We start from the raw sequence: 24053 nt of genomic DNA, 5'->3' as shown, positions 1-24053 counted from the left end.
AGAGAATCCGACCATGAGTCCTTCGGAACGGTCGCGGGGCTCCGCGAAGCGAAGGCGCGGCTTCCAACTCGAATGGCTCGAGGGGCGAGATCTGCTGTCCGTGGTCCCTATCTACATGGGCCAGCACGGTCGGGCCGTCGCCTCGGCGAATGCCGCGGCCGTCTCGGCGCTCGCGACTGCCGGCGCCGAGAACTCCACGGGCCAGCCGACGGCCCAGACCTTGCGGCGCCAGGCCTATGTCGCCAAGGCCACGGGCTCCTACGGCATCGCACCCGGGGCGTACACCGACCAGAAGCTCCAGGGATACGTCCTGGCGTCGGGAGGTTCGAACCAGTCGTTGCACCTGGATCTCCAGATGCGGTTCTTCGTGCCCAAGGATCCGACGCAGCCCGCGACCGGGGTTGCGACGTTGATCCCGAGGAACGCCGCGACTTCCGGTAGCACGCTGATCCTCGACCTGACTTCGGTGCCCGATGGGTCGGGATCCCTCCCGACCCACTACACCTGGACGGTCGACTCGTCGAGCGGCGGCCTCTACACCAATGGAGGCGGGTTCGGGCAAGGGCAGGGGACGCTCGACATCCGCTACCTCACCGGCGGGAAGCGATCGGGACGAGCCTCGATCGTCATCCAGGGGCAGGTCAACGCGAGCGGGATCTTCAGCAATCTCGCCTCGGTCGGCAACCGAAGCTGACCTCGGCCGTTCTCACCAGGATTCGCCGTCCCACATCGTCATGCGTTCGAGGAAGGCGACGACGTCGGAGGAGAAGCGTTGGAAAAGCGCCTCACCCTTCTCCGCGGTCGCCTGGCCGGGGTCACCGATGTGTCCGACGGGGCTGCGATCCTGGGTCACCCAGGCCCGGGAGGCCGGTTCGAAGGGCTCGCCCTGAGAAACGGGCTCGACCGACGAGAGGTCGCCGACGAGATTCGGGGCGATCCGGAGGATCATCGACGTTTCCCACTCGCAGGCGTGCCCCATCCGATCCTGGACGAGCCCGGCCTCGCTCGGGCCGCCCGGAACGCCGAGCGTCCAGTAGGTCGCCGCGAGCAGGAGCATGTCGTCGCGGGTCCGATGACGCTGGCGGACTTCGAAGATCGCCTGCTGCGACGGGACGATGTTTCCGCCGTGTCCGTTGAGCAGGACGATGCGACGGAAGCCGTGCGTGATCAGGTTCTCGACCAGGTCCTCGAGGAGGTCGAGATAGGTCCGGGGAGACGCGGAGAGCGTCCCGGCGAAGTCGAGGTGGTGGTGGGAGTTGCCCAGCCAGAGCAGGGGGGCCCAGACGACCCGGTCGCCGAGCGATTCCGACGCGCGTCGCACCACCTCGCCGAGCAGCATACTGTCGGTGAAGACGGGCAGGTGACCGCCGTGTTGCTCGACCGCCGCGATCGGGACGACGACGGGGGTGTTCTTCGAAAGCGCCCCCACGGCGGGCCAAGTCATCTCCTGTAGCAGCACCGGCAAGTCTCCCCGAGAGTTTCGTTGACATCGATCGACCGCGACAGTCCTCGACGCGACGCGGACAGTCCGGACCTCGCCCAGTCTATCCCCAAAGGACGTCGCACGACACGTCCTCGGGCCTTCGCCGCCCGATTTGGGCTTCGGCCACCGCGATCCGCCCAGGCTCTGGATCGACTTTGATGCGTCGTGATCGGGCACCCTCAGGCGCGATCCTCGTCCATCGTCCCGCTCTCGTCGCCCGTTGCCTGCGAGACAGGGATCCCGATGATCCTCGCGTAGAAGGCCATGGCGGTCCCGACAAAACCCTGAGCGTCGAAGACGCACTGTCGCGTGCGAATCCGCTCGGCCTTCCCGGCCAGCAGGAGCCGGTCGCCGGGCCGGACGGGTCTGAGGAATCGCACGTCGTCCATCCCTCCGAAGCCGAGGAAGCCGTGCGGGAGCGGGTTGACGAGTTGGGTGTAGAAGCCGCAGAGCTGCGCCGCGGCCTCGCAGATGAGGACGCCGGGCATCAGTGGGAAATCCGGCATGTGCCCACGGATCCAGAACTCGTCGGGCCGCACATCCCGGTACCCGGCGACCACGTGGGACTCGCGGTCGAGGTAGACGATGGCCGTGAGCTGCTCCATTTCGAGCCGCTGCGGATTGCAACGGCGTATTTCCTCCGCCCCGAAGAGAACGCTCGACGTTGCGATCAGATTCGGATCGATTATGGCGGGTGGTGGCATCGGTCGACTCCCGAATGGCAAAGCCTGACATGTCTATCGTTCGGCGAAGGAGCGAGCCCCTCGACGCACCGGCCCTCGATTTTAGCTCGAGAGACTCATGCCCCAATCAATAGGTGTCGGCAGACATCCTGAAACAAAGGTTATGAGGTGATCCTCGCGCCCGGCAAGTCTCCTTCGGGCTCCGGCTCGTCTTCGGGCTCCGGCTCGTCTTCGTGCCGTCTTCCGCTCGAAGCTTGGAGGAGCGGGTTAGGGACGCCGGGATCGAACCAGCCGTAGACTGCCGGCAGCACGATGAGCTTCAGGAGTGTGCTCGTGACCAGGCCGCCGATGACGACGGTCGCCAGGGGACGTTGGACCTCCGCGCCGGCCCCGGCGGAGACGGCCATCGGCACGAACCCGAGGCTGGCGACGAGCCCCGTCATGAGGATCGGCCGGAGCCGGGCCATCGAGGCTTCGAGCACCGCGGCTTTGACCTCGGTCCCGCGCTCGACGAGGTGCCGGATCGCGGTGACGAGGACAAGTCCGTCGAGCACCGCGACTCCCGAGAGGGCGATGAACCCGATCCCCGCCGAGATGCTGAAATTCAGGCCTCGGAGCCAGAGTGCGAGGATCCCCCCGATCGCCCCGAGCGGGACGGAGAGGAAGATCAACAGTCCCAACTTCGCGGACCCGAACGTCGCATAAAGCAGGAGGAAGATCAGGGCGAGGGCGATCGGCACGACGACGGTCAACCGCTCGGTCGCGGAACGGAGATTCTCGAAGGTCCCCCCCCACTCGAGGGTGTAGCCTCGGGGCAGCGGGACCTCGGCGACGACCCGGCGCTGGGCCTCGGCGACGAAGCTCGCGAGGTCCCGTCCGCGCACGTTGCACTGGATCATGACGCGTCGTCGGCGGTCCTTGCGCCAGATCTCGTACACGCCGTCGACCTGCTTGATGTCGGCCACATCCTCGACGGCGATCTGCCTCCCCTGCGGGTCGGTGACGCGGAGCTTCCGGATCGCCTCCGCGTCCTTCCGGGCCTCGGGGGCGATCCGGACCTGGAGCGCGAATCGTCGCTCACCTTCCACGACCTGGCCGACAACCTTGCCGCCGAGTGCATCGCCGAGGTCGAGCACCTCGGAGGCGTCGATCCCATAGCGATCGATCCGGTCCCGGTCGACGTCGATCTGGAGGAACGGGAGCCCGTTGAGGACCTGCGCCTTCACCTCGCTCGCACCGGGGACCTTGCGTAGGAGCTCGGCGAGGCGATTCGCCCGTTCCTGGAGGACTTGCAAGTCGTCGCCGAAGAGGCTCAACCCGACGTCGGCACGCACTCCCGCGAGCAGGTCGTTGAATCGGAGCTCGATCGGCTGGGTGAACGCCAGGAATGTTCCGGGGAGGATCCGTCCGCCGAGAGTCTCGATCGCGAGGATCAGCTCATCTTTCGAGTGAACCTTGGTCCATTTCTCGGGGGGACGGAGGAAGACGAAGACGTCGGTCAGGTTGACCCCGGCCGGGTCGATCCCGATCTCGGGGCGGCCGGTGCGGCTGACGACCTCGCGAACCTCGGAAGGGAACGTGTCGAGCAACGCTTTTTCGAACCGCGTCGTGTCGCCGATCCCCTCCGAGAGCGACGCGGACGGGGGCCGGACCAGGACGACGACGAGATCCCCCTCGTCGAGCTTCGGGATGAACTCGCCCCCGAGCGAGAGGGCGATGGGCAGGCACGCCGCGAACCCCGCCACGGCCGCCAGGGTGATCGCGACCGGCCTTCGCAACGCAAGCCCGAGGATCGGCTCGTAGATCCGCTTCGCGAGCCGGATCGGCCAGGTCTCTCGTTCGGAGAGTCCTGCACGCAGAAGGTAGGACGCTAAGACGGGCGTCGCGGTCAGCGAGAGCAGCAGCGACCCCGTAAGGGCGAAGATGACCGTGAGCGCCATCGGCCGGAACATCTTCCCCTCCACCCCTTCGAGGGCGAGGATCGGCAGGTGGACCATCGTGATGATCGCCACGCCGAAGACGACCGGCTTGCGCACCTCGAGCGTCGCGCGACGGACGACGTCCACGGCATTCTCTGATGGGTTTGCATGGGCGAGTCGACTGACGCAGTTCTCGATCACGATGACGGCGCTGTCAACAACGAGCCCGAAATCGATGGCCCCGAGGCTCATCAGGCTCCCTGCGATCCCGAACGACAGCATCAGGTTGCCCGCGAAGAGCATCGAGAGCGGGATTGCCAACGCCACGATCAGTCCTGCCCGCAGGTTCCCCAGGAGCACGAGCAATACGACGACGACGAGGATCCCCCCCTCGGCCAGGTTATGCTCGACCGTCCCGATCGTCTTCTCGATCAGCGTGCTGCGGTCGTAAAACACCTCGATCTCGACCCCTTCGGGGAGCCCCGCCTGGATCTCGACGAGCTTGGCCTTGATCCGGTCGACCACGAGTCGGGAGTTTTCGCCCATGAGCATGAGGACGGTCGCCGTGGCCGCCTCGCCCCGCCCGCCGAGGGTGACCGCCCCATGTCGGAGCATCGGTGCGAAGCGGACCTCGCCGATGTCTCGGACGTGGATCGGCGCCCCGTCTCGGGTCGTCTCGAGGAGGATGTCCCCCAGCTCGTCGAGGTCGTTGATCAGGCCGACCGTCCGAATGACGCGCTGTTCGCCGTTGTTCTCGAGGTATCCTCCGCCCGAGTTTCCGTTATTGCGGCGGATGGCGTCGAAGACCCGACTCATCGCGATCCCCCGCGCCATGAGCTTCTGGGGGTCGACGCGGACCTCGTACGTTTTCAACTCGCCGCCGAACGCGTTGACCTCGACCACGCCGGGGACGCTCTTGAGCGGCCGGGCCACCTCCCAATCGAGGTTCGTGCGGAGATCCATCAGGGACCGACGCACCTTCGCCGTCGGCGTGTTGCGGACCTCGAACTGCAAGACCTCGCCGAGCCCGCTGGCGATCGGCCCCATCTCGGGGACGCCGAACTCGGGCCGGATCTCGTCGCGGGCCTTGGCCAAGCGCTCGCCGACCTGTTGCCGGGCCCAATAAATGTCGGTCCCCTCGGCGAAGATCACGGTCACTCCCGAGATCCCGAACTGCGAGAACGAGCGGACCTCCCGGACGTCGGGGATGCCATTCATCGCGTTCTCGACCGGGACCGTGATGAACCTCTCGACCTCTTCCGGCCCGAGGGCCGGCGCATTGGTGAGGGCCATGACCTGGACGTTGGTGATGTCGGGCACGGCGTCGATCGGCAGTTCGCCGAGCGAATACAGGCCGGTCCCCAACAGCGCGATGACTCCCAGGAGGACCATCGGGCGATTCCGCAGCGAGACGTCGATGAGCTTGTCAAACATGATGGGAAGACGAACCCCCTCGAACCGAAGAGAATGTCCGATGCCGCTACCGCACACCGAAGGCACCGCGATTCGTCTCCCACACCTGGGGGTTAGCTCACTTCGAGCCTCATAGTGCTCCTGACGTGCCTGTGTCGAACCCTTGAAACCGTCCCGGCCTCGACCGCGAAAGGACGAGTGATGGGCCGAGACAGGTATGGGTCGACGAGAACACTTTCAGGAGCCGCGCAGGCCCACCCCGATTAGAGGTCGACCACAGCGGTCGGCTTCGAGGAGACGAAATCGTCGGCGCGAATGGCTTAGATCAGGAGCCGGCAGAATCGCAGGAACCGGTCTCGTTGCGGTCGGGAAAGGACGTTCGGCACGGAGGGGAGGCCGGGGGAGGGGACGGAGAGGAGGAAGCTCGGCGGGGTTTCCAACGCGATCGGTTTCGGGGACGACCGCTTGTGGGAGATCGCGATCCCATCCTCGTCCGGCTCGTCATCTTCCTGCTCGTCGGGCACCTCGACCTCGTCGTCGAGCAGGCAGACCACCTTGGAGTTGAGGGCAGGGCGGCTGGGTTTCGTCGGCCGATGGAGTCGAATGGCGGGAGAAGACTTCGAAGCGCCGACCTGAATTTCGGGCGCAAGCGATGACGCCTCGGCCTGGCCGAGGATCGCCAGCACGGCGAGGGTCAACGCAACTCTCAGGAGAGCGCTCGTCATGTCGTCCCGAAACCGAACGTCCATTGGCCCGGGCCTCGAGGATGAGGCCCGGACCGCGGGGACTTTCCCAATCGCGAAAATATCTTAGACGAAGCCCCGAACGTTTGCCAATGTATCTGGTTCGAGGTTCCCACTCCCCCGGGAAGTCCCGATGGCGTCGTGTTGCGGCACGGAAACAAGGCCACGGCGAATGATCACATGCATGCTCTTAATTTCATCAATGAGATCTCTTCTATTTGAATCCGATTAAACTCCGCACAGACGACCTCGTCGGACTACGGACCTCTCCTGGCCTCTCGGGGAGGACCGGCACCAGACGGGTTACACGGGCGTTCCCCCGCGTTATTCTCGAGGGGGTGCGAGCCCAGCAAGCCGCCTGCCAACCTGCTCGAACCCTCCCCGGCCTTCCAGGAATCTCCCGCATGAAACTCCCCCATTTCCTGCTTCCCTCCGTGATCCTCGCGGCCGGCATATCGATCGGCAGTGCCGACGAGCCCGACCTGTCCAACGAACTTCCCCGGCTCAAGGCCACGGAGGCGGCGGACGCGACCGCGACGTTCAAGATCCACCCCGGCTTCACGCTTGACCGGATCGGCTCCGAGCCGACCGTCCACAGCCCCGTGGCGGCCTGCTACGACGCCGACGGCCGGCTCTACGTCGTCGAGATGCGGGGATATCCCTACAACGAGCCCAAACCGACCGGCGGGGTGAGCCTGCTCGAGGACACCGACGGCGACGGCGTCTTCGACAAACGCAACGAATTCGTGACCGGCCTGGAGTGGCCCACCGGCATCGTCCCCTACGACGGCGGCGTCTTCATCGCGTCCGTTCCCGAGATCCTCTACGCCAAGGACACCGACGGCGACGGCAGGGCCGACATCAAGGAGACGCGTTACTCCGGGTTCGGGATCCAGAACGTCCAGGGGCTCCTCAACGGCCTCCTCTGGGGGACCGACGGCTGGATCTACGGCTCGGCCGGCACCAACGGCGGCGACATCAAGGACCACAAGCGTCCCACCGTCGCGCCCGTCTCGGTCCGGGGGCGTGACTTCCGCTTCAAGCCCAACGGCTCCGCGTTCGAGGCCATCTCGGGCGGCGGCCAGTTCGGCCACACCGTCGACGACTGGGGCCACCGGTTCGTCTGCAGCAACAGCAACCACATCCGCCAGGTGGTCCTGTCCGCGAGCGACGTCGATCGAAATCCCGCGCTGACGGTCCCGGGAGTCACCGCCGACATCGCCGTCGAAGGAGGCGCCGGCCCCGTCTTCCGGATCAGCCAGCCCGAACCCTGGCGCGTGGTCCGAACCCGACAACGCGTGGCCGACCCCGCCTTCGTGAAGAAGGCGATCCCCTCCGAGCTGCACGCCTTTGGCTTCTTCACCTCGGCGACCGGCGTGACGATCTACCGAGGCACCGCCTATCCCCCCGAGTATCGCGGCAACGCCTTCATCGGCGACGTGGGCGGTAACCTGGTCCATCGCAAGACCTTGACCGAGAACGGCGCGACCTTCCTCTCCAAGCGGGCCGACGCGGGCGTGGAGTTCCTCGCCTCGACCGACAATTGGTTTCGCCCGGTCAACTTCGCGAACACGCCGAACGGCACCATCCTGATCCTCGACATGTACCGCGAGACGATCGAGCACCCCGCCTCGATCCCCGAACCGATCAAGAAACACCTCGACCTGACCAGCGGCAAGGACCGAGGCCGGCTGTACGAAGTCGTCTCCGATGGCTTCCGTCGACGTCCCCGCCCGGCGCTCAGCAAGGCCCCCACGGCCGAGCTCGTCAAGCTCCTCGACGACCCCGACTCCTGGTGGCGCGAGACGGCCCAGCGTCTCCTCATCGAACGCGAAGACGCCAACGCCCTCCCGCTCCTCAAAACCCTGGCCGTCGAACGCCCCTCGGCGCTCGGCCGGGCGCATGCCCTCTGGACGCTCGACGTCCTCGGAGGTCTCGACGACGACCTGATCACCGCCGCCATCAAGGACCCCGAAGCGAGGGTCCGCGAACAGGGGGCGAAGCTGGCAGCCACCCGACGCCCGGGGAACCCCGAACTCCGCGACGCCCTGCTTAACCTGTCGAACGACCCCGACCCGATGGTCCGATTCCAGACCGCACTCTCCCTGGGCAACCTCGCCGACTCGAAGGCGATCGAGGCCCTCGCGGGCATCGCCGCCCGAGACTCGGGCGATCCCTGGACCCGCTCCGCCGTCCTGAGCTCAATCGGAGGTCGAGTCGGCTCTATGATCGATGCCCTCGCCGCTCGCCGCGGCTTCTTCGCAACCCCCGACGGCCGAAGCTGGCTCGGCGAGCTGGCGACTATGGTCGGCACCGAGAACAAGCCCGCCGAGACCCGCAAGCTCCTCGAGCGCTTCACCGTCGACGAGACCGACCCGAGCCGCGCCCTGACGGTCATCCTCGGCCTCGGCCAGGGCCTCCGCCGCTCCGGCGGCTCGCTCACCGAGGCCATGGGAGGCCCGATCGCCACCCGCGTGGCACCCCTCTTCACCAAAGCCGTCCAGGTGGCCGAGTCCACCGAGGCCGAGCCCTCCGCTCGCCTCGACGCGATTCGACTCCTGGCCCTCGGCCCCGTCGACGACGCCTTCAAGGCCCTCCCCGGCCGACTCGATGCCCAGGAACCCTCGACGATCCAGGTGGCCGCCATCCAGGCCCTGGGATCCCTCAACGACACCCGCGTCGGCCCCGCCATCGTCGAACGTTGGAAGGCCATGAGCCCCATCGTCCGCCGCGAGGCGGCCGAGGTCCTGTTCGGCCGTCCCGACCGAATCGAGGCCTTGCTCAGCGCCGTCGAAGCCAGGACCGTCACCGCGAGCGAGCTCGACCCCGCCCGCCGCAAGATCCTCCTCGCCAGTCCCGACCAGGCGCTCCGCGCGCGTGCGACCAAGCTCCTCGCCACCGATTCGCGGCCGAACCGCGACGCCATCCTCGCCCAGGGCCGCAAATCCCTCGCGCTGACAGGCTCACCCGAAAAGGGCAAAGCGGTCTACCTCAAGGTCTGCGCCACCTGCCACCGCGCCGAAGGCCAGGGCACCCAAGTCGGCCCCGACCTCGCCACCGTCGCCAGCCGATCCCCCGACGACCTCGTCATCCACATCCTCGACCCCAACAAGGAAGTCGCCTCGAACTACCTCAACTACATCGTCGTCACCAAAGACGGCCGCACCCTCTCCGGCCTCATCGCCGAGGAGACCTCGGGAGCCGTCACCCTGAAGCGGGCCGAAGGCGCCACCGACATCATCTCCCGAGGCCAGATCGAAGAGATCGCCTCGTCGGGCATCTCACTCATGCCCGAAGGCCTCGAGCAAGGCATGGAGCCCCAGGCCCTCGCCGACCTGATCGGCTACCTCCGCTCGCTCCAGCCGGCGGCCAATCCCACCGCCCCTCCCGCAAGTCGTTGATCGTTGCCTGTAAGAAGTCGGCCAAAAATGAGACGAGTATGGCCTCCCCTGTGGGAGGCCACACTCGTTTCCGGATTGTGCGGTCTTCTTACGATTCCCATCTTCGGAACTCCGTGGCACACGGCTACGATCGCGGGTGGCACCAATTGGAACGACCGGGGTTGCGTAGCGACAAGGGCTCGCGACTCGAAATGCTTGAGGCAGGATACTCAGAGATAGGCATCAGCCTGATTTAACAGGGTTCTGAGAAACTCGATGAACTGTCGCCCTTTTGATGTCTCTTTCAATTCACTCCAGATCTCAAACGCTTCTTCGGCGGGTGCATCCTGCGGATTAGCCCGAGGCCAAGGATATTCGGGATTCATCCTTTCTTGAGCGAGTGCCGGCGCTAAATCCTCGATTCTTTCGGCAAACGGGATGCTTGAGCGAATCCTTGATGCCCAAGCATCGTTCTTTCCAGCATAGCCGAGGTGTTGCTGGGCATTAGAGTTGGTGGATATGCTGCGCAGGAATCGGACAATTGCGCGGTGTGTTGTCGGGTTCGGTCCGGTTCTCCAACACTTCCAAAAGTCGGATTTCATTGGGCGGCGCGCCTTCCTTAAGGTATAAAACCTTTCGGATGCCACTGTCAGCAGCAAGATGTTTCCTTGAGATCCAAATCGCCATCCCATCGCGTTCCGAAGGGGTTGGCAGCGATTCTGCCGGCGTCTGCTTCCGGCGCCGACGGGAGACGTTGTCTAATTCCTCGAGGAATTGAAACCATTCCTCTTCATCAAATTGCTCGGCTGTGCGTGCAAGTTCCTGGGGTGTCGGCATTGGTTCGCCTCCTCGCGACATTCCCTCCCGGATTCGCTCACCTTCCTTTAAACTATAGAGATCGAGGGTTATGGCGAGCAATCCAAATGGACCGACGCCGAGTCCGACACGGGACATCGAGTTCGAGGAAGAATCCCGGCTGACATTCCGCCGCCCTTGGGCTAGCGAGTTGAGTTCCCTTTGCTGAGCCTCGACCCAGACTCTTAGCCGATTCTTTGGGTTGGGACAATCGTCATTTGAAATCGGGTCCACCCTCGAACATATCCTCTCGCCGGAAACACCCCTGCGAGACTGACTCGGCCCCCTCGACTGTCTGAGATTTATCTCGAGCTCGTGGGGGGAGGGGGAAATCCCGAAAATATCCCGACAGGGCCAAGTCCGACTCCGGGAGATCTCGCTTCGGGTATCAATGAACGCCATCGACGAGACCGCGTCGCAGTGCCTCGCCACACAATTGAAGTCACGTTCAATCGAATACATAAAAGTCTTAATGTGTCGATTCTCCGGAATCGGGAGTCCGAGGATCGAGCAGCCGAGGCCCGGCTGGACGCGAACTTTCGCGGACGGCCGGGCCTCATCACGCCGTCCCGGGATGAGTGGTTGATCAAAGTCGGCGATCGAGGCAGAATTGGTCCCCCTGGGCTACGGTGGAACATACCGGCTCATCGTGACGTCGAGGGGGACCGCCAGGAGCATCGCTTTCGCTGGTGGAGGGCGTCGTGATGGAACGCGTAGTCGAGCACAAGGGCTGTCGCATCGCGTACTCGGTCGGGGGGAGCGGCCCGGCCGTGCTGTTCATCCAGGGCGTGGGCGTCCAGGGTGCCGGCTGGCGCCCGCAGACCGACGAGCTGGCGGCTGGGTACTCCTGCCTTTGGTTCGACAACCGCGGGATGGGCCGCAGCCAGCCGGTCGGGGACGAGGTCACCGTCGCCGGAATGGCCGACGACGCGGTGGCGGTGCTCGACGCCGAGGGGATTTCGGCGGCCCATGTCGTCGGGCACTCACTTGGCGGACTGGTCGCGATTCAGATGGCCTTGGGCGCTCGAGACCGGGTGCGAAGCCTGGCACTCCTTTGTACCTTCACCGGCAGGCGGACGGCCGCACCCCTCACTCCAAGGATGGCCTGGCTCGGACTCCGGGCGCGGGTTGGCAGCCGTTCGATGCGCCGCCGCGGGTTCCTCAGACTGGTGCTCCCGCCCGGCGCGACGGCCGACCCTGTCAAGTTGGCGGAGTTGTTCGGCCACGACCTCGCCGATCAGCCGCCGGTGGCCACCGCCCAGTTGCGGGCCATGCGTGCGGTGGACCTGTCCGATCGAATGGCGGAGCTCGCCGGGATCCCGGCTTTGGTCGTAACCGCCGCCCATGACCCGATTGCACCGCCGAAGTCGGGGAGGGCGCTGCACGCCGGGCTGGCCGGTTCGCGATACGTCGAGGTTGAGGACGCATCGCATGGTTTGCCGATCACCCACGCTCACATGGTCAATCACCTCTTGCGAGAACACTTCTCAGCGGCTGAGATGGAACACGGACCGACGAAGACAAATTTATCCACGGATGGCGCAGATTGACGCAGATAAAAGCATTGGGGATTTTCAGATTGATCTGCGTCAATCTGTGTCATCTGCGGATGGTCTTCCGCCTCCCTTCTCTCGGAAGATAAGGCATCACATGGAAGATTGGCGGCTCGACTACCTCCAGAGGATTCTCACCGCCCGCGTCTACGATGTCGCGGTGGAATCCCCTCTGGAGCTTGCGGAAAAGCTTTCAAACCGACTTGGGAATCGGGCGTGGCTCAAGCGTGAGGATACTCAGCCGGTCTTTAGCTTCAAGCTTCGTGGCGCGTACAACAAGATGTGTCGCCTCTCTCCCGAAGAACTGGGATACGGGGTGATCTGCGCGTCGGCGGGGAACCACGCACAGGGCGTCGCGCTCAGCGCCGGCCGCCTCGGCTGCCGCGCCGTGATTGTCATGCCACTGACGACCCCCAGGTTGAAGTCCGATGCCGTGCGCCTGCTCGGGGGCGAGGTGGTCCTTCACGGCGACAGCTACACGGACGCCTATCTCCACGCTCGGGAATTGCAGGAACGGCACGGATACACCTTCGTGCATCCGTTCGACGACCCGGACGTGATCGCCGGGCAAGGGACCGTCGGCATGGAGATCTTGCGCCAGCACCAGCGGCCGATCCACGCCGTGTTCGTCGCCATCGGAGGTGGAGGGCTCATCTCCGGCGTCGGGGCGTACATCAAGGCCGTGCGGCCGGAGATCAAGGTCATCGGGGTCCAGATGGCCGACTCGGACGCGATGTTCCGCTCCGTGAGGGCCGGGGAACGCATCACGCTCGAGGATGTCGGCCTGTTCTCCGACGGGACGGCGGTCAAGCAGGTGGGGGAGGAGACGTTCCGCCTGACTCGGGCGCTCGTCGATGATTTCATCGTCGTCGACACCGACGCGGTGTGCGCCGCGATCAAGGACGTCTTCGAGGATACCCGGAGCGTCCTTGAACCGGCCGGGGCGATGGGCGTCGCGGCGATGAAGCAGTACGTCGCGGCGACTGGGCCGAGGGACCAATCGCTGGTGGCGATCACCTGCGGGGCGAACATGAACTTCGACCGACTCCGCTTCGTCGCCGAGCGTGCCGAGGTCGGCGAGGAGCGGGAGGCCCTGTTCGCGGTGACGATCCCCGAGGAGCGGGGGAGCTTTAAGCACCTCTGCGAGATCATCGGCGACCGGAACGTCACCGAGTTCAGCTATCGCATCTCCGACGAGAGGGAGGCCCATGTGTTCTTCGGCGTGGCCACGAGCAACCGCGTCGAAGCCTCGGACATCCTCGCGTCCTTCGCCAAGCACCGTTTCGCCGCGGTGAACCTGGTCGGCGACGAACTCTCGAAGGAGCATATCCGGTACATGGTCGGCGGCCGGAGCCAACTCGCGCGCGACGAGCGGCTCTATCGCTTCCAGTTTCCGGAGCGGCCGGGCGCGCTGATGCGATTCCTTTCCAGCATGCACCCGGGCTGGAACATCAGCCTGTTCCACTATCGCAACCAGGGCGCGGATTATGGGCGCATCCTGGTAGGCATCCAGGTCCCGCCCGACGAGGATGCGGACTTCCGGGCATTTCTCGAGACGCTGGCCTATCCGTGCGTGGACGAGTCCGAGAATCCCGTGTATCGCCTCTTCCTTCGATGAGCCGAATCTCTCTCGCCGATCTCCATCGCACCCTCACCGGAGGATTTCTTCACCACAAAGACACGAGGACACAAAGGAGAGGATCCCGAGAGAGCGGAACCCTCTGGGGCCGCTTCTAAGAAATCATTGTGACTTTGTGACTTTGTGCCTTTGTGGTGAGTCTCTCACCGAGTCGACCGGAGAGGACTCGGTGGACTCCCTCGAGGAGTCTCAAGTTCTCCGGCAAAATGCCTCGGATCGTTTTAGGCGCTCGTCGAAGGGATGCGCAGGGCGGAGATGACCAACCCTCGCTTTTGACCCTGCACCACCGCGACCTCGGTCAGATGGCCCATCGGGTGGAATCCCAGACTGTCGTTGATCCGTCGAGTCGCCTCGTTGTGGTCGAAGTGCATGCTCAGCAGCGTGGTGACTCCGAGTCGGGGGCACTGCTCAATCACCCATTGTTTGAACCGTCGGCCGATGCCCTGACGCTGGTGGGACGCGGCGATGTAGAGGCTGACCTCGGCCGTGGCGTCATACGCCGGGCGATCGCCATAGAACGACGACAGATAGGACACGGCGACGACCGAGCCCTCGACTTCGGCCACCCAGATCGGTCGCCTCGCGGGGTCGAACTTGCGGAACCATTCGACTCGGTCGGCCACGGCGATCGGCCGGGTATCGGCCGTGGACCAGCCGGCGGGGATGGACTGGTTGTAAATATCCACGATGACCGTGAGATCGGCCTCGGTGGCGTTTCGGACGAGCATGTCCACAGAGTTATCCTCCCGACACGTCAGAGGGATCCATGAGAAGGGGGTGGAGAGGAGGCCGATGACCGGACCTACCGATGGTCTCGGAGTGAGCCAGCCATGATATCCTCGCATTCGACCTCTTCCCCGTGCCAGGGGACGGACCTCGCCCGATGATTGGCCCCGTCCGTCGAGACGAGTCGTCCGGGACGGGGCCGGAAATCGAGCGGATGGCAGGGAACGGCTCTGGAGGGTAAACTAAGAGGTCGCGGGTGGGGTCCTGACTTTGCCTCGTCGGCAAGTTCGGCCTTTGATGGGACTTCACCGAGCGTGGGCCGCCTCCGTCGAAACCTCGATCCACGACCTTCGACATTACCTCGCATCCTACCGCTCTCATGCACACCAGCCCCAAGCTCTCCCTCCGGTTCGGACTTGCGTTCGAGGATCTTTACAAACGGGACGGCCTGGTCGCGATCGACTCGGCCTTCCTCGGACGCCTGCTCGAGGCCGCACCGGATTTGCACGCCGGACTCCTGACGGCTCGCGAGAACCCGGCGTCGCTGGCTCGCAAGCCTGCCTCCGAGCTGATCGTCGCGCTGGCTCCCCACCTTGAAGACTTCATCGCCGAATTGTTCGGGATCGAGGAGGCGCTCGAGGCGCTCCAGAACGAGCACACGGCGCTCGCACCTCTCTTTTCGGTGAAGCGCAAGTTCGTCCAGAGACGAGTCGTCGGGCGGACCGCCGAGCAGGTCCAGGAGCTCGACGCGAACTCGCTCACGGCCGAGCTCGAGACGTTCATGAACGGCCCGCTCACCGAGATGAGCTACGCCTCGCACGTCGCGCATTGGCTCGAGGACGAGGACGATCATCGCCCCCAGATCCAACTGGCGGCCGACTATGCCGCCTGGGCGGTCCTCTCCCCGGAAGGAAAGGCGAAGTACCACGCCGGCGTCGTCTTCCGGCTCCCCGCCAAGCTCGACATGAATCACCTGGTCCCGATCGAGGTCACCCAGATCCACGGGACCGATCAGATGACCCTCGGCGAGGGCCACCTGCGGCACCGCGAAGGGTTCCACCTGACGGACGCGGGCACCGACCTCGCGGGCGCACTCGACCAGGCGAACTACTGCATCAAGTGCCACAACCAGGGCAAGGATAGCTGCTCGACCGGCCTCCGCGAAAAGACCGGCGCGTACAAGTCGAGCGTCTTCGGCATCACCCTCGCGGGCTGCCCGCTCGAGGAGAAGATCTCCGAGATGCACGAGGTGAAGGGGCAGGGAAACCCGATCGGGGCCCTCGCCATCATCACCGTCGACAACCCGATGGCCGCCGGCACCGGACACCGTATCTGCAACGACTGCATGAAGTCTTGCATTTATCAGAAACAGACCCCGGTCGACATCCCGCAGGCGGAGACCCGGTCGCTCAAGGACGTGCTCGAGCTCCCCTGGGGGTTCGAGATCTACAGCCTCCTGACGCGCTGGAACCCGCTGAACTTCTCGCGTCCGTATCCCAAGGCGGCGACGGGGAAGAAGGTTCTGGTCGTCGGCCTCGGGCCGGCCGGGTTCACGCTCGCCCACCACCTCATGAACGACGGGCATACCGTCGTCGCGGTCGACGGCCTGAAGATCGAGCCGCTCGACGCACGCGTCTCGGGCGTCAATGCGTATGGGGAGCGAGAGCCGTTCCGGCCGCTACGCGACATCTCGGATATCTACGAACGGCTCGACTCGCGGGTCATGGCCGGGTTCGGCGGGGTTGCCGAGTACGGAATCACGGTCCGCTGGAACAAGAACTTCCTCAAGGTGATCCGGCTCCTGCTCGAGCGCCGGGGCGAGTTCACCATGTTCGGCGGCGTCCGATTCGGCGGCACGTTGACCGTCGATAGCGCCTTCGACATGGGCTTCGACCACATCGCCCTCTGCATGGGGGCGGGCCGGCCCACGGTCATCCCGATGAAGAACGGGCTGGCCCGGGGTGTCCGCCAGGCGTCCGACTTCCTCATGGCTTTGCAGCTCACGGGGGCGGCGAAGACCGAGTCGCTGGCGAATTTGCAGGTCCGCATGCCGATCGTCGTCATCGGCGGAGGCCTCACGGCCATCGATACGGCGACCGAGTCGCTCGCCTACTACGTGGTGCAGGTCGAGAAGTTCCTCGAGCGCTACGAGGAACTCGTCGAGGGCCGGGGCGAGTCCTACGTCCAGGAGCGTTGGACGCCCGAAGAGGCGGGGGTGGCCGAGGAGTTCCTCACGCACGCCCGGGCGATTCGCACCGAGCGGGCCGAGGCGGCAAAGCAAGGTCGTCCGCCTCGCCTGATCGATCTCATGAACGCCTGGGGCGGGGTGACGGTCGCCTATCGCCGCCGACTGATCGACGCCCCGAGCTATACGCTCAATCACGAGGAGATCACCAAGGCCCTCGAGGAAGGGATCCGCTTCGCGGAATGCCTCGTCCCCGAGGAGGTCGAGATCGACGCCTTCGGCGCGGCGAAGGCGCTGCGGCTTGAGAAGCAGAAGGTCGACGAGGCGACCGGGAAGCTTTCCTCGACCGGCGAGCCGGTCATCCTCCCGGCCCGGACGATCCTCATCGCCGCGGGCACCCAACCGAACACGGTGCTGGCCCGCGAGGACGAGCACAACGCCCGGGTCGACGGCCGGTACTTCCAGGCCCTCGACGAGGAAGGCCAGCCGGCAAAGCCCGAGAAGGTCTCGAAGCCGAACGTCGTCCGCGTGCTGATGTCGCTCCGACCCGACGGCAAGGCGATCAGCTTCTTCGGCGACCTCCACCCGTCGTTCGCCGGGAACGTCGTCAAGGCGATGGGGAGTGCCAAGCAGGGATATCCGGTGGTCTCCCGGACCCTTGCCCGAGCGAGCGCCTCGGACGTGACCGACGTCCAGCTCGTCCACAAACTCAACGATGAGCTGCGTGCGGTCGTCCACGAGGTCGTCCGCTTGACCCCGACGATTGTCGAGGTCGTCGTCCGCGCCCCGATCGCGGCGAGGGCGTTCCAGCCGGGCCAGTTCTACCGGCTCCAGAACTTCGAGGCCCTGGCCATGAAGGCCCGCGGGACGACCATGGCGATGGAAGGGCTCGCCCTCACGGGCGCCTCGGTCGACCACGAGAAGGGCCTGCTTTCGATGATCGTCCTCGAGATGGGGGGATCCTCGGACCTCTGTGCCCTGCTCAAGCCCGGCGAGCCCGTCAGCCTGATGGGCCCGACGGGGACCCCGACCGAGACACCGAGCCAGGAGACCGTGCTGCTCGTCGGCGGCGGCCTCGGCAACGCCGTACTCTTCTCAATCGGGCAGCAGCTCCGCGCGGTCGGCTCCCGCGTGATCTACTTCGCCGGCTACAAGAAGATGATCGACCGCTACAAGGTCGACGAGATCGAGAAGGCCGCCGACGTCGTGACCTGGTGCTCGGACGATGCGCCCGGCTTCACCCCAGGCCGAGTCCAGGACCGCGCGTTCGTCGGAAACATCGTCCAGGCGATGGTTGCTTATGCTCGGGGCGACCTCGGGGAAGTCGACATCCCCCTGAACCAGGCCGACCGCATCGTCGCCATCGGCTCCGACGGCATGATGCGCGGGGTCCAGCAGGCCAGGCACACGGTGCTCCGCGAATACCTCAACCCCGATCACCATGCCATCGGCAGCATCAACTCGCCGATGCAGTGCATGATGAAGGAGATCTGTGCCCAGTGCCTCCAGTCGCACCGGGATCCGGCCACCGGCAAGGAAACGGTCGTCTTCTCCTGCTTCAACCAGGACCAACCGCTCGACCACGTCGGCTTCGACAACCTTCGGAGCCGGCTCTCGCAGAACGGCGTCCAGGAGAAGCTGACGAAGCTCTGGATCGACGAGTGCCTCCGTCGGCTCGAGCTCCGCGTCTAAGACGGCATAAGCTCCAGGGGCAAAATTGGTTCGGGAAAAGGCGGATCAAGGGTGGCACCGGTTGGAACAACCGGTGTCCCGCAGCCGCAAGCGGCATACCGCCCATGACATCGATCCCATGGCAACGCGGTCGATGAAACCATTGGGCGAGCGCGAGCGTGGGCGAGGCGCAAGTCCTCGTCTGGCGAGGACCTTCGATCTCGATCGCTTGCCTACGACCTCTTGTCGCCGCGCGACACCGGTTGTGCCAACCGGTGCTACGCAATACACATTGTCACCGGTCGTTGCGCTCGATGCGTCGGTCTAGTGACCGTAGCGGCACCGACGCCATTCACTCGCGTTAAGAGTGGAACCAGCGGCGGATCTTCTTGCGATCGAGCCGGGTCCAGACGCCGAAAAACTCGTTTCGCGACTGCTCGGCCGCGACGACTTGTCGCTCGAGGAGACGGCCCGCGGCGAAGGCGAAGGGGCCATCGGACGGGTGTTCGGCCACGATCCGCTCGATGACCAGCGCCGAGACGGCGGCGTCCTGGTGTTCGCCGAGGACGTCCTGGACGGCGGTCGCGAGCTTGGCGAAATGCTTCGCCTCTTTCGCCTCGGGCTCATCAAGGGCGTCGGCGACCGACTCGGCGGCGTAGCGGGCTCGTTTGGCTCGCTTACGCACTTCGTGAAAGGCTTCGTCGGGCTGGGTCTCGTCGAGGCCTCGGGCCCGACCGCGCAACGCCTTCCAGGTCTCGGCGACGAGCGGTGGCAGTGCCGACCGGCAGGGAGCGTCCGCACCGTCTCGAAACACCGGGTGCTCGGCGCTCTGCTCGAGATGTTCCAGAAGACGGGAGTATCGATCGCCGTCCAGCGCTTCGTGCAGGGCCCCCGACGCCAGCGTGTGGCGGACGGCGAGGGTGTCGAACATGGGTTGTAGCGCGTCCCGGAATGGTGCCGAGGCCGCTTCGAAGCGCTCCTGCAACACGTCGAGGTCTCGCACGGCCCCGAGCAGGCCCGCGAGCCATTTGAGCTCGGCCTCGATCGGACCGGCCCACTCGGCCTCGAGCAGGTCGCGGAAGAGCCTCAGTTCGCTCCGGAGCCTTCGCGTCGACGTCCTCAAGCGATGAACGCCGGAAATCTCGCCGCGACGGGCGGACGCGTCGGTCGCCTTCATACGATGCACGCCACGTCCCAACGCGGCCTGGATCGCCAACGACGCGGGGTCGCCGGGATGGATCTCCGGCACCTCGAGTTCGACCATCGCCCTCCCGTTGCTCGTCACGTGACTTTCCGCTCCTCTGCGAGATTCGAAACTCGATGCTTGTGTCGGCGCGTGAAGGATTACCCCCACACGGGTCCAACTGTCCACGATCCGACGATAGCCGAGTTTCTCGAGAGACGCAAGCGAAGGAACGTTCTCAAGACCGAAGTCAAGGGCGGTTCGCTTGCTCAACCATCAGACTTCGGTTACGATCCAGGACGACTTGTTGAACGAGTCTTCAACGTCGCCTCCACGGTCGAAGTGCGGCCCCCCAGCCTTCGGGGACGAGAATGAAGACAGGACGACTGCCGGTGCTCCTGCTGGCCATCCCCGCCACCGTGACCGCCGCGGACTACTCGCGCGACGTCAAACCGGTGCTCGCCAAGCATTGCACGAGCTGCCACGGGGCACTGACTCGCAAGGCGGGACTGAGGCTCGACACCGCCGCCGCCATCCTGAAGGGTGGAGACAGCGGCCCCGCGGTCGAAGCGGGACGGCCGACGGAGAGTCTCCTCGTCGATGCCGTCAAAGGCACGGACGACCTGAAAATGCCGCCCGAAGGCGAGGGCGAATCCCTTTCCGCCGCCGAGCTCGCGCAGCTCGAGTCCTGGATCTCGCAAGGGGCCGAAGCCCCAACGGATGAGCTTGAGCCCCCCGACCCCAGGCAACACTGGTCGTTCCAACCCCCGAAACGACCCGGCATCCCGACCGTCCGAGATCCGGCCTGGGCCCAAAACCCGATCGACGCATTCCTCGCGGCCGAGCACGAGGTCCACGCGCTGCATCCCATGCCCGTCGCCGATAAGGAGACGCTCGTCCGTCGCGTCTACCTCGACCTGACCGGCCTCGCTCCTTCGCCCGAGGAACGGCGGGAGTTCCTGGCAGACACCTCGGGGGATGCTTACGAACGCCTCGTCGACCGGCTCCTCGCCAGCCCCGGCTACGGCGAGCGCTGGGGGCGGCACTGGATGGACGTCTGGCGCTACAGCGATTGGGACGGCTTCGGGACAGAGGTCCGCGAGAGCCAGCCGCATATCTGGCGCTGGCGGGATTGGATCGTCGAGTCCCTGAACCGCGACGACGGGTACGACCGGATGCTGGTGGCGATGCTCGCCGCGGACGAGGCCGCCCCGGACGATCCGGCAAGCCTTCGCGCCACCGGCTTCCTCGCCCGGAACTGGTACAAGTTCAACCGCAACGTCTGGCTCGACTCGACCGTGGAGCACACCGGCAAGGCGTTCCTCGGGATCACCCTGAACTGTGCCCGGTGCCACGACCACAAGTACGACCCGATCGCACAAGACGATTATTATAAGTTCCGCGCCTTCTTCGAACCGCACCAGGTCCGCACCGACCCGCTCCCGAGCCCGGCCGATCCGGCCAAGGACGGCCTCGTGCGGGTCGTCGACTCCGAACCGACGACCCCCACTTATCTCTTCAGGCGCGGCGACGAGAGCCAACCCGACAAGGCCCGACCGCTCGGGCCCGGTCTACCTCGAGCACTGTCTCCCGGCGAGTTGCTGATCAGCACCGTCAGCCTCCCCCCTCGCGAGTATTACCCGGCCCTGAATGACGTCGTCAGGGGCACAACGATCGCGAAGGCCCAGGCCGACGTCGACGCCAAGCGGACCGCGCTCGAAACCGCGACCCGCACCCGAGTCTCCGCCGCGGCCGGCGAGTCTCGGACAAAAGCCGAGGCCGTCGAGCTCCTGGCGAAGAAGGATCTCGAGCTGGCCACCGAGGCTCGAAAGGCCCTCGACCTCAAGTTCGCGGCCGACGACGCGAAGTATGCCACCTCACCGCGACCCGACGCCGACCGGCTCGCCTCCGCCGCCGCCCGGGCCGAACGGCGGATCGCCGTCACGAACGCCGACATCGCTTGGATCAAGGCCTGCCAGGCCGTCGATGCAATTAAGCCCGGCACGTCGGATTCGCAAGCGAAGGTCTCGGCCGCCGAGCAGGCTCGTGAAGAGGCACGCAAAACCCTCGAATCGGCGCGCGACGCACTCGCGAAGGATGCGACAAGCTATTCGCCGGTCGGGACGATCTACCCAACCTCGAGTACGGGCAGACGCCTCGCCTTGGCTCGCTGGGTCGCCTCCCGGGACAATCCGCTCACGGCCAGGGTGGCGATCAACCACCTCTGGATGCGCCATTTCGGAACGCCTTTGGTCCCGACCGTCTTCGACTTCGGCCTCAACGGCAAAGGCCCGACCCATCCCGCCTTGCTCGACTGGCTCGCGGTCGAGTTCATGGACCGGGGATGGAGTATGAAGGCGATCCACCGCCTGATCGTGACCAGTCGGGCCTACCGACTCCGGTCGTCGGCCGACGGGTCGACCGAGAACCTCGCCAAAGACCCCGAGAACCGCTACCTCTGGCGGATGAATCCGAGGCGGATGGAGGCCGAGGTCGTGCGAGACAACCTCCTCGCCGCCGCCGGTACCTTGGATCCAACCATCGGGGGCCCCGACATCGACACGAAGGACGGGCTGACGTCAAGGCGCCGGAGCCTTTACTTCCGACATGCGAAAGAGAAGCGTGTCTTGTTCCTCAGGCTATTCGACTCGGCCAACGCCACGTCCTGTTATCGACGGACCGAGAGCGTCGTGCCGCAACAGGCCCTCGCCCTCGCGAACAGTCAGGTGTCGAGAGAACAAGCGCGGATCCTCGCGTCGGAGTTGGGAAAGCCGCTCGGCACCGAGCCGACACCGACGTCGAACGCCTCGTTCGTCACTCTGGCCTTCGAACGGATCCTCGGCCGGTCCCCGACATCCGACGAGCGAAACGCGTGCGAAGGCTACCTGGCCGAGCAGTCGCGTAGGCTCGCCGACGCGACGAAACTGACCCGGTTCACGTCAGGACAGGCGGCCACGGTCAAGCCGTCCTCCGCGCCCGCCCAACGTGCCCGAGAAGACCTCGTCCACGTGCTTTTCAACCACAACGACTTCGTGACCATTCGATAAGACCACGCCCGGCGGCATGCGCCTTTGTTCGGAAGGGGTTGGCCCATGAATCCGCGTCGACGGGCGAACAGTTTGGGATGCGACGGGGTCTCGCGGCGAGGCTTCCTCTCCGATGTCGGTATGGGGTTCACCGGTCTCGTCCTGGGCTCGATGCTCTACAAGGACGGCATCGCAAGGGCCGACGACGCCGGAAGCTGGGCTCTCCCCAACGGCAAACCGCACTTCGCGCCCAAGGCCAAGAGCGTCATCTGGCTCTTCATGATCGGCGGTACGAGCCACATGGAGAGCTTCGACCCCAAGCCGGCGCTCACGAAATACGCGGGCAAGACCATCTCCGAGACCCCGCACGCCGACGTCCTCACGAGCAAGCTCGCGGGGAATGTCCGGATCGTCGTCCCCAACGACGCCAACGGCCACATCCGCAAGGAGATCTATCCCCTCCAGGTCGGGTTCCGGAAGCGCGGCAAGAGCGGGATCGCGATCAGCGACTGGTGGCCCCACCTGGGCGATTGCGTCGATGACATCGCCTTCATCCGCTCGATGTGGACGACGGATAACAATCACGGAGCCCAACTCCAGTTCCACACGGGCCGGCACCCGCTCGAGGGGCTATTCCCCACCATCGGGTCCTGGGTCCATTACGGCCTCGGCTCCTTGAACGACGACTTGCCCCAGTTCGTCGTCCTCGGCACCCCCATCGCCGACTGCTGCGGCGGCGTCGGCGGCCACGGGGCGCAATACCTCGGGCCAGAGCACGACGGGGTCCAACTGGCCGTCGACCCCAACGACCCGCTCCCATTCGCCTCGCCCGGCCCCGACGTCTACCGCGAGGAGCAGCAAGACGAGTTCGAGCTCCTGGGACGCCTCAACCGCCTCTCGGCGGTCCGCTATCCCGACGACCCGGCCATGCGGGCTCGGATCAAGTCCTACGAGCTCGCCTTCCGGATGCAGACGGCCGTCCCCGAAGTGATGCGCTTCGCCGAGGAGCCCGAGGAGACGCGCACCCTCTACGGCATCGACCGACCCGAGAGCAAGACCTTCGGCGAGCAGTGCCTGGCCGCGCGTCGGCTCGTCGAGCGTGGCGTGCGGTTCGTCCAGATCTTCCACGGCAGCAACGGAGGGGCAGGGGCCTGGGACGCCCACGACAACCTCCGGAACAACCACAGCAGCCTGTGTACCCAGGTCGACAAGCCGATCGCCGGCCTCCTCAAAGACCTCAAGCGCCGGGGCCTGCTCGACGACACCCTGGTCGTCTGGGCCACCGAGTTCGGGCGGACTCCGGGGGCACAGGGGGCCAAGGGACGCGACCACCACCCGTTCGGCTTCTCTTCGTGGATGGCCGGCGGCGGCCTCAAAGGGGGCGTCGCCCACGGCGCCACCGACGAGCTCGGGTTTCACGCGACCGAGAATCGTCACTACGTCACCGACATCCACGCCACCATCCTGCACCAACTCGGGCTCGACCCTCGACGACTCGAAGTCCCCGGCCAGAAACGACTCGAAATGGACCTCGGCAAGCCGATCCGCGAGATCATCGCCTGAGGCCCGTACTGAAACCGGGTCAAACCATCAC

Annotated in this window: 14 protein-coding genes; 7 read left to right on the top strand and 7 right to left on the bottom strand. The window is 65.5% G+C overall.

The genetic code is table 11. The features are described from left to right. Positions 1–13 precede the first annotated feature (13 nt). A complete protein-coding gene (locus tag ACYOEI_RS12215) occupies positions 14–694 on the top strand; it encodes a hypothetical protein (protein WP_462849805.1) in 681 nt (226 codons plus the stop codon). A 12-nt stretch (positions 695–706) separates the two neighbouring features. Here the strand turns inward: ACYOEI_RS12215 and ACYOEI_RS12210 are convergent, their stop codons facing one another. From ACYOEI_RS12210 to ACYOEI_RS12195, 4 genes are all read right to left on the bottom strand, one after another. Beyond that, on the bottom strand, positions 707–1459 hold the full coding sequence (locus ACYOEI_RS12210; RefSeq protein ID WP_462849804.1) for a creatininase family protein: 753 nt from the start codon (positions 1457–1459) through the stop codon (positions 707–709). A gap of 203 nt (positions 1460–1662) precedes the next feature. Next, complete coding sequence (locus ACYOEI_RS12205; RefSeq protein ID WP_462849803.1) at positions 1663–2187, bottom strand: 3-hydroxyacyl-ACP dehydratase FabZ family protein; 525 nt, start codon at positions 2185–2187, stop codon at positions 1663–1665. 140 nt (positions 2188–2327) lie between these two features. Further along, positions 2328–5519, bottom strand: coding sequence for an efflux RND transporter permease subunit (locus ACYOEI_RS12200; protein WP_462849802.1), 3192 nt, complete (start codon positions 5517–5519; stop codon positions 2328–2330). A gap of 299 nt (positions 5520–5818) precedes the next feature. Beyond that, on the bottom strand, positions 5819–6223 hold the full coding sequence (locus ACYOEI_RS12195) for a hypothetical protein (RefSeq protein WP_462849801.1): 405 nt from the start codon (positions 6221–6223) through the stop codon (positions 5819–5821). A 422-nt stretch (positions 6224–6645) separates the two neighbouring features. On the opposite strand from ACYOEI_RS12195, the gene ACYOEI_RS12190 reads away from it, so the two are divergent. After that, positions 6646–9642 (top strand): PVC-type heme-binding CxxCH protein, encoded by a 2997-nt coding sequence (locus ACYOEI_RS12190; protein ID WP_462849800.1) that lies wholly within the window; start codon positions 6646–6648, stop codon positions 9640–9642. Positions 9643–9851: 209 nt separating this feature from the next. On the opposite strand, the gene ACYOEI_RS12185 is transcribed toward ACYOEI_RS12190, so the two are convergent. Further along, the gene (locus ACYOEI_RS12185) at positions 9852–10280 is read right to left on the bottom strand and encodes a hypothetical protein (RefSeq protein WP_462849799.1); all 429 of its coding nucleotides are present in this window, start codon (positions 10278–10280) and stop codon (positions 9852–9854) included. A 900-nt stretch (positions 10281–11180) separates the two neighbouring features. Here ACYOEI_RS12185 and ACYOEI_RS12180 point away from each other — a divergent pair. Together ACYOEI_RS12180 and ilvA are read left to right on the top strand one after the other, a co-directional pair. Further along, positions 11181–12026 carry an alpha/beta fold hydrolase gene (locus tag ACYOEI_RS12180; protein ID WP_462849798.1) on the top strand — a complete coding sequence of 282 codons (846 nt, stop codon included), beginning with the start codon at positions 11181–11183 and terminating at the stop codon, positions 12024–12026. A 100-nt stretch (positions 12027–12126) separates the two neighbouring features. Next, positions 12127–13647: a threonine ammonia-lyase, biosynthetic gene (ilvA, locus tag ACYOEI_RS12175; protein ID WP_462849797.1), complete on the top strand. Its 1521-nt coding sequence runs from the start codon at positions 12127–12129 to the stop codon at positions 13645–13647. Between the two features lie 242 nt (positions 13648–13889). Here the strand turns inward: ilvA and ACYOEI_RS12170 are convergent, their stop codons facing one another. Continuing rightward, positions 13890–14396: a GNAT family N-acetyltransferase gene (locus tag ACYOEI_RS12170; protein WP_462849796.1), complete on the bottom strand. Its 507-nt coding sequence runs from the start codon at positions 14394–14396 to the stop codon at positions 13890–13892. A 377-nt stretch (positions 14397–14773) separates the two neighbouring features. Here ACYOEI_RS12170 and ACYOEI_RS12165 point away from each other — a divergent pair, with 377 nt between their 5' ends. Continuing rightward, positions 14774–18271: an FAD-dependent oxidoreductase gene (locus ACYOEI_RS12165; protein ID WP_462849795.1), complete on the top strand. Its 3498-nt coding sequence runs from the start codon at positions 14774–14776 to the stop codon at positions 18269–18271. 340 nt (positions 18272–18611) lie between these two features. Here the strand turns inward: ACYOEI_RS12165 and ACYOEI_RS12160 are convergent, their stop codons facing one another. Then, positions 18612–19535: a CHAD domain-containing protein gene (locus ACYOEI_RS12160; protein ID WP_462849794.1), complete on the bottom strand. Its 924-nt coding sequence runs from the start codon at positions 19533–19535 to the stop codon at positions 18612–18614. A 269-nt stretch (positions 19536–19804) separates the two neighbouring features. Here ACYOEI_RS12160 and ACYOEI_RS12155 point away from each other — a divergent pair, with 269 nt between their 5' ends. Together ACYOEI_RS12155 and ACYOEI_RS12150 are read left to right on the top strand one after the other, a co-directional pair. Then, on the top strand, positions 19805–22480 hold the full coding sequence (locus tag ACYOEI_RS12155; RefSeq protein WP_462849793.1) for a PSD1 and planctomycete cytochrome C domain-containing protein: 2676 nt from the start codon (positions 19805–19807) through the stop codon (positions 22478–22480). A gap of 45 nt (positions 22481–22525) precedes the next feature. Continuing rightward, positions 22526–24022 carry a DUF1501 domain-containing protein gene (locus tag ACYOEI_RS12150; protein WP_462849792.1) on the top strand — a complete coding sequence of 499 codons (1497 nt, stop codon included), beginning with the start codon at positions 22526–22528 and terminating at the stop codon, positions 24020–24022. Positions 24023–24053 lie beyond the last annotated feature (31 nt).

It is taken from the genome of Singulisphaera rosea (assembly GCF_054877945.1).
The sequence above is the reverse complement of the archived record's forward strand: the minus strand, read 5'-3'. Positions and strand labels throughout refer to the sequence as shown.

Coding starts and splice junctions, on each gene's coding strand:
- ACYOEI_RS12165 (WP_462849795.1), top strand. CDS start 14,774: ATGCACACCAGCCCCAAGCTCTCCCTCCGGTTCGGACTTGCGTTCGAG.
- ACYOEI_RS12150 (WP_462849792.1), top strand. CDS start 22,526: ATGAATCCGCGTCGACGGGCGAACAGTTTGGGATGCGACGGGGTCTCG.
- ACYOEI_RS12155 (WP_462849793.1), top strand. CDS start 19,805: ATGAAGACAGGACGACTGCCGGTGCTCCTGCTGGCCATCCCCGCCACC.
- ilvA (WP_462849797.1), top strand. CDS start 12,127: ATGGAAGATTGGCGGCTCGACTACCTCCAGAGGATTCTCACCGCCCGC.
- ACYOEI_RS12195 (WP_462849801.1), bottom strand. CDS start 6,223: ATGACGAGCGCTCTCCTGAGAGTTGCGTTGACCCTCGCCGTGCTGGCG.
- ACYOEI_RS12180 (WP_462849798.1), top strand. CDS start 11,181: ATGGAACGCGTAGTCGAGCACAAGGGCTGTCGCATCGCGTACTCGGTC.
- ACYOEI_RS12170 (WP_462849796.1), bottom strand. CDS start 14,396: ATGCTCGTCCGAAACGCCACCGAGGCCGATCTCACGGTCATCGTGGAT.
- ACYOEI_RS12200 (WP_462849802.1), bottom strand. CDS start 5,519: ATGTTTGACAAGCTCATCGACGTCTCGCTGCGGAATCGCCCGATGGTC.
- ACYOEI_RS12190 (WP_462849800.1), top strand. CDS start 6,646: ATGAAACTCCCCCATTTCCTGCTTCCCTCCGTGATCCTCGCGGCCGGC.
- ACYOEI_RS12205 (WP_462849803.1), bottom strand. CDS start 2,187: ATGCCACCACCCGCCATAATCGATCCGAATCTGATCGCAACGTCGAGC.
- ACYOEI_RS12215 (WP_462849805.1), top strand. CDS start 14: ATGAGTCCTTCGGAACGGTCGCGGGGCTCCGCGAAGCGAAGGCGCGGC.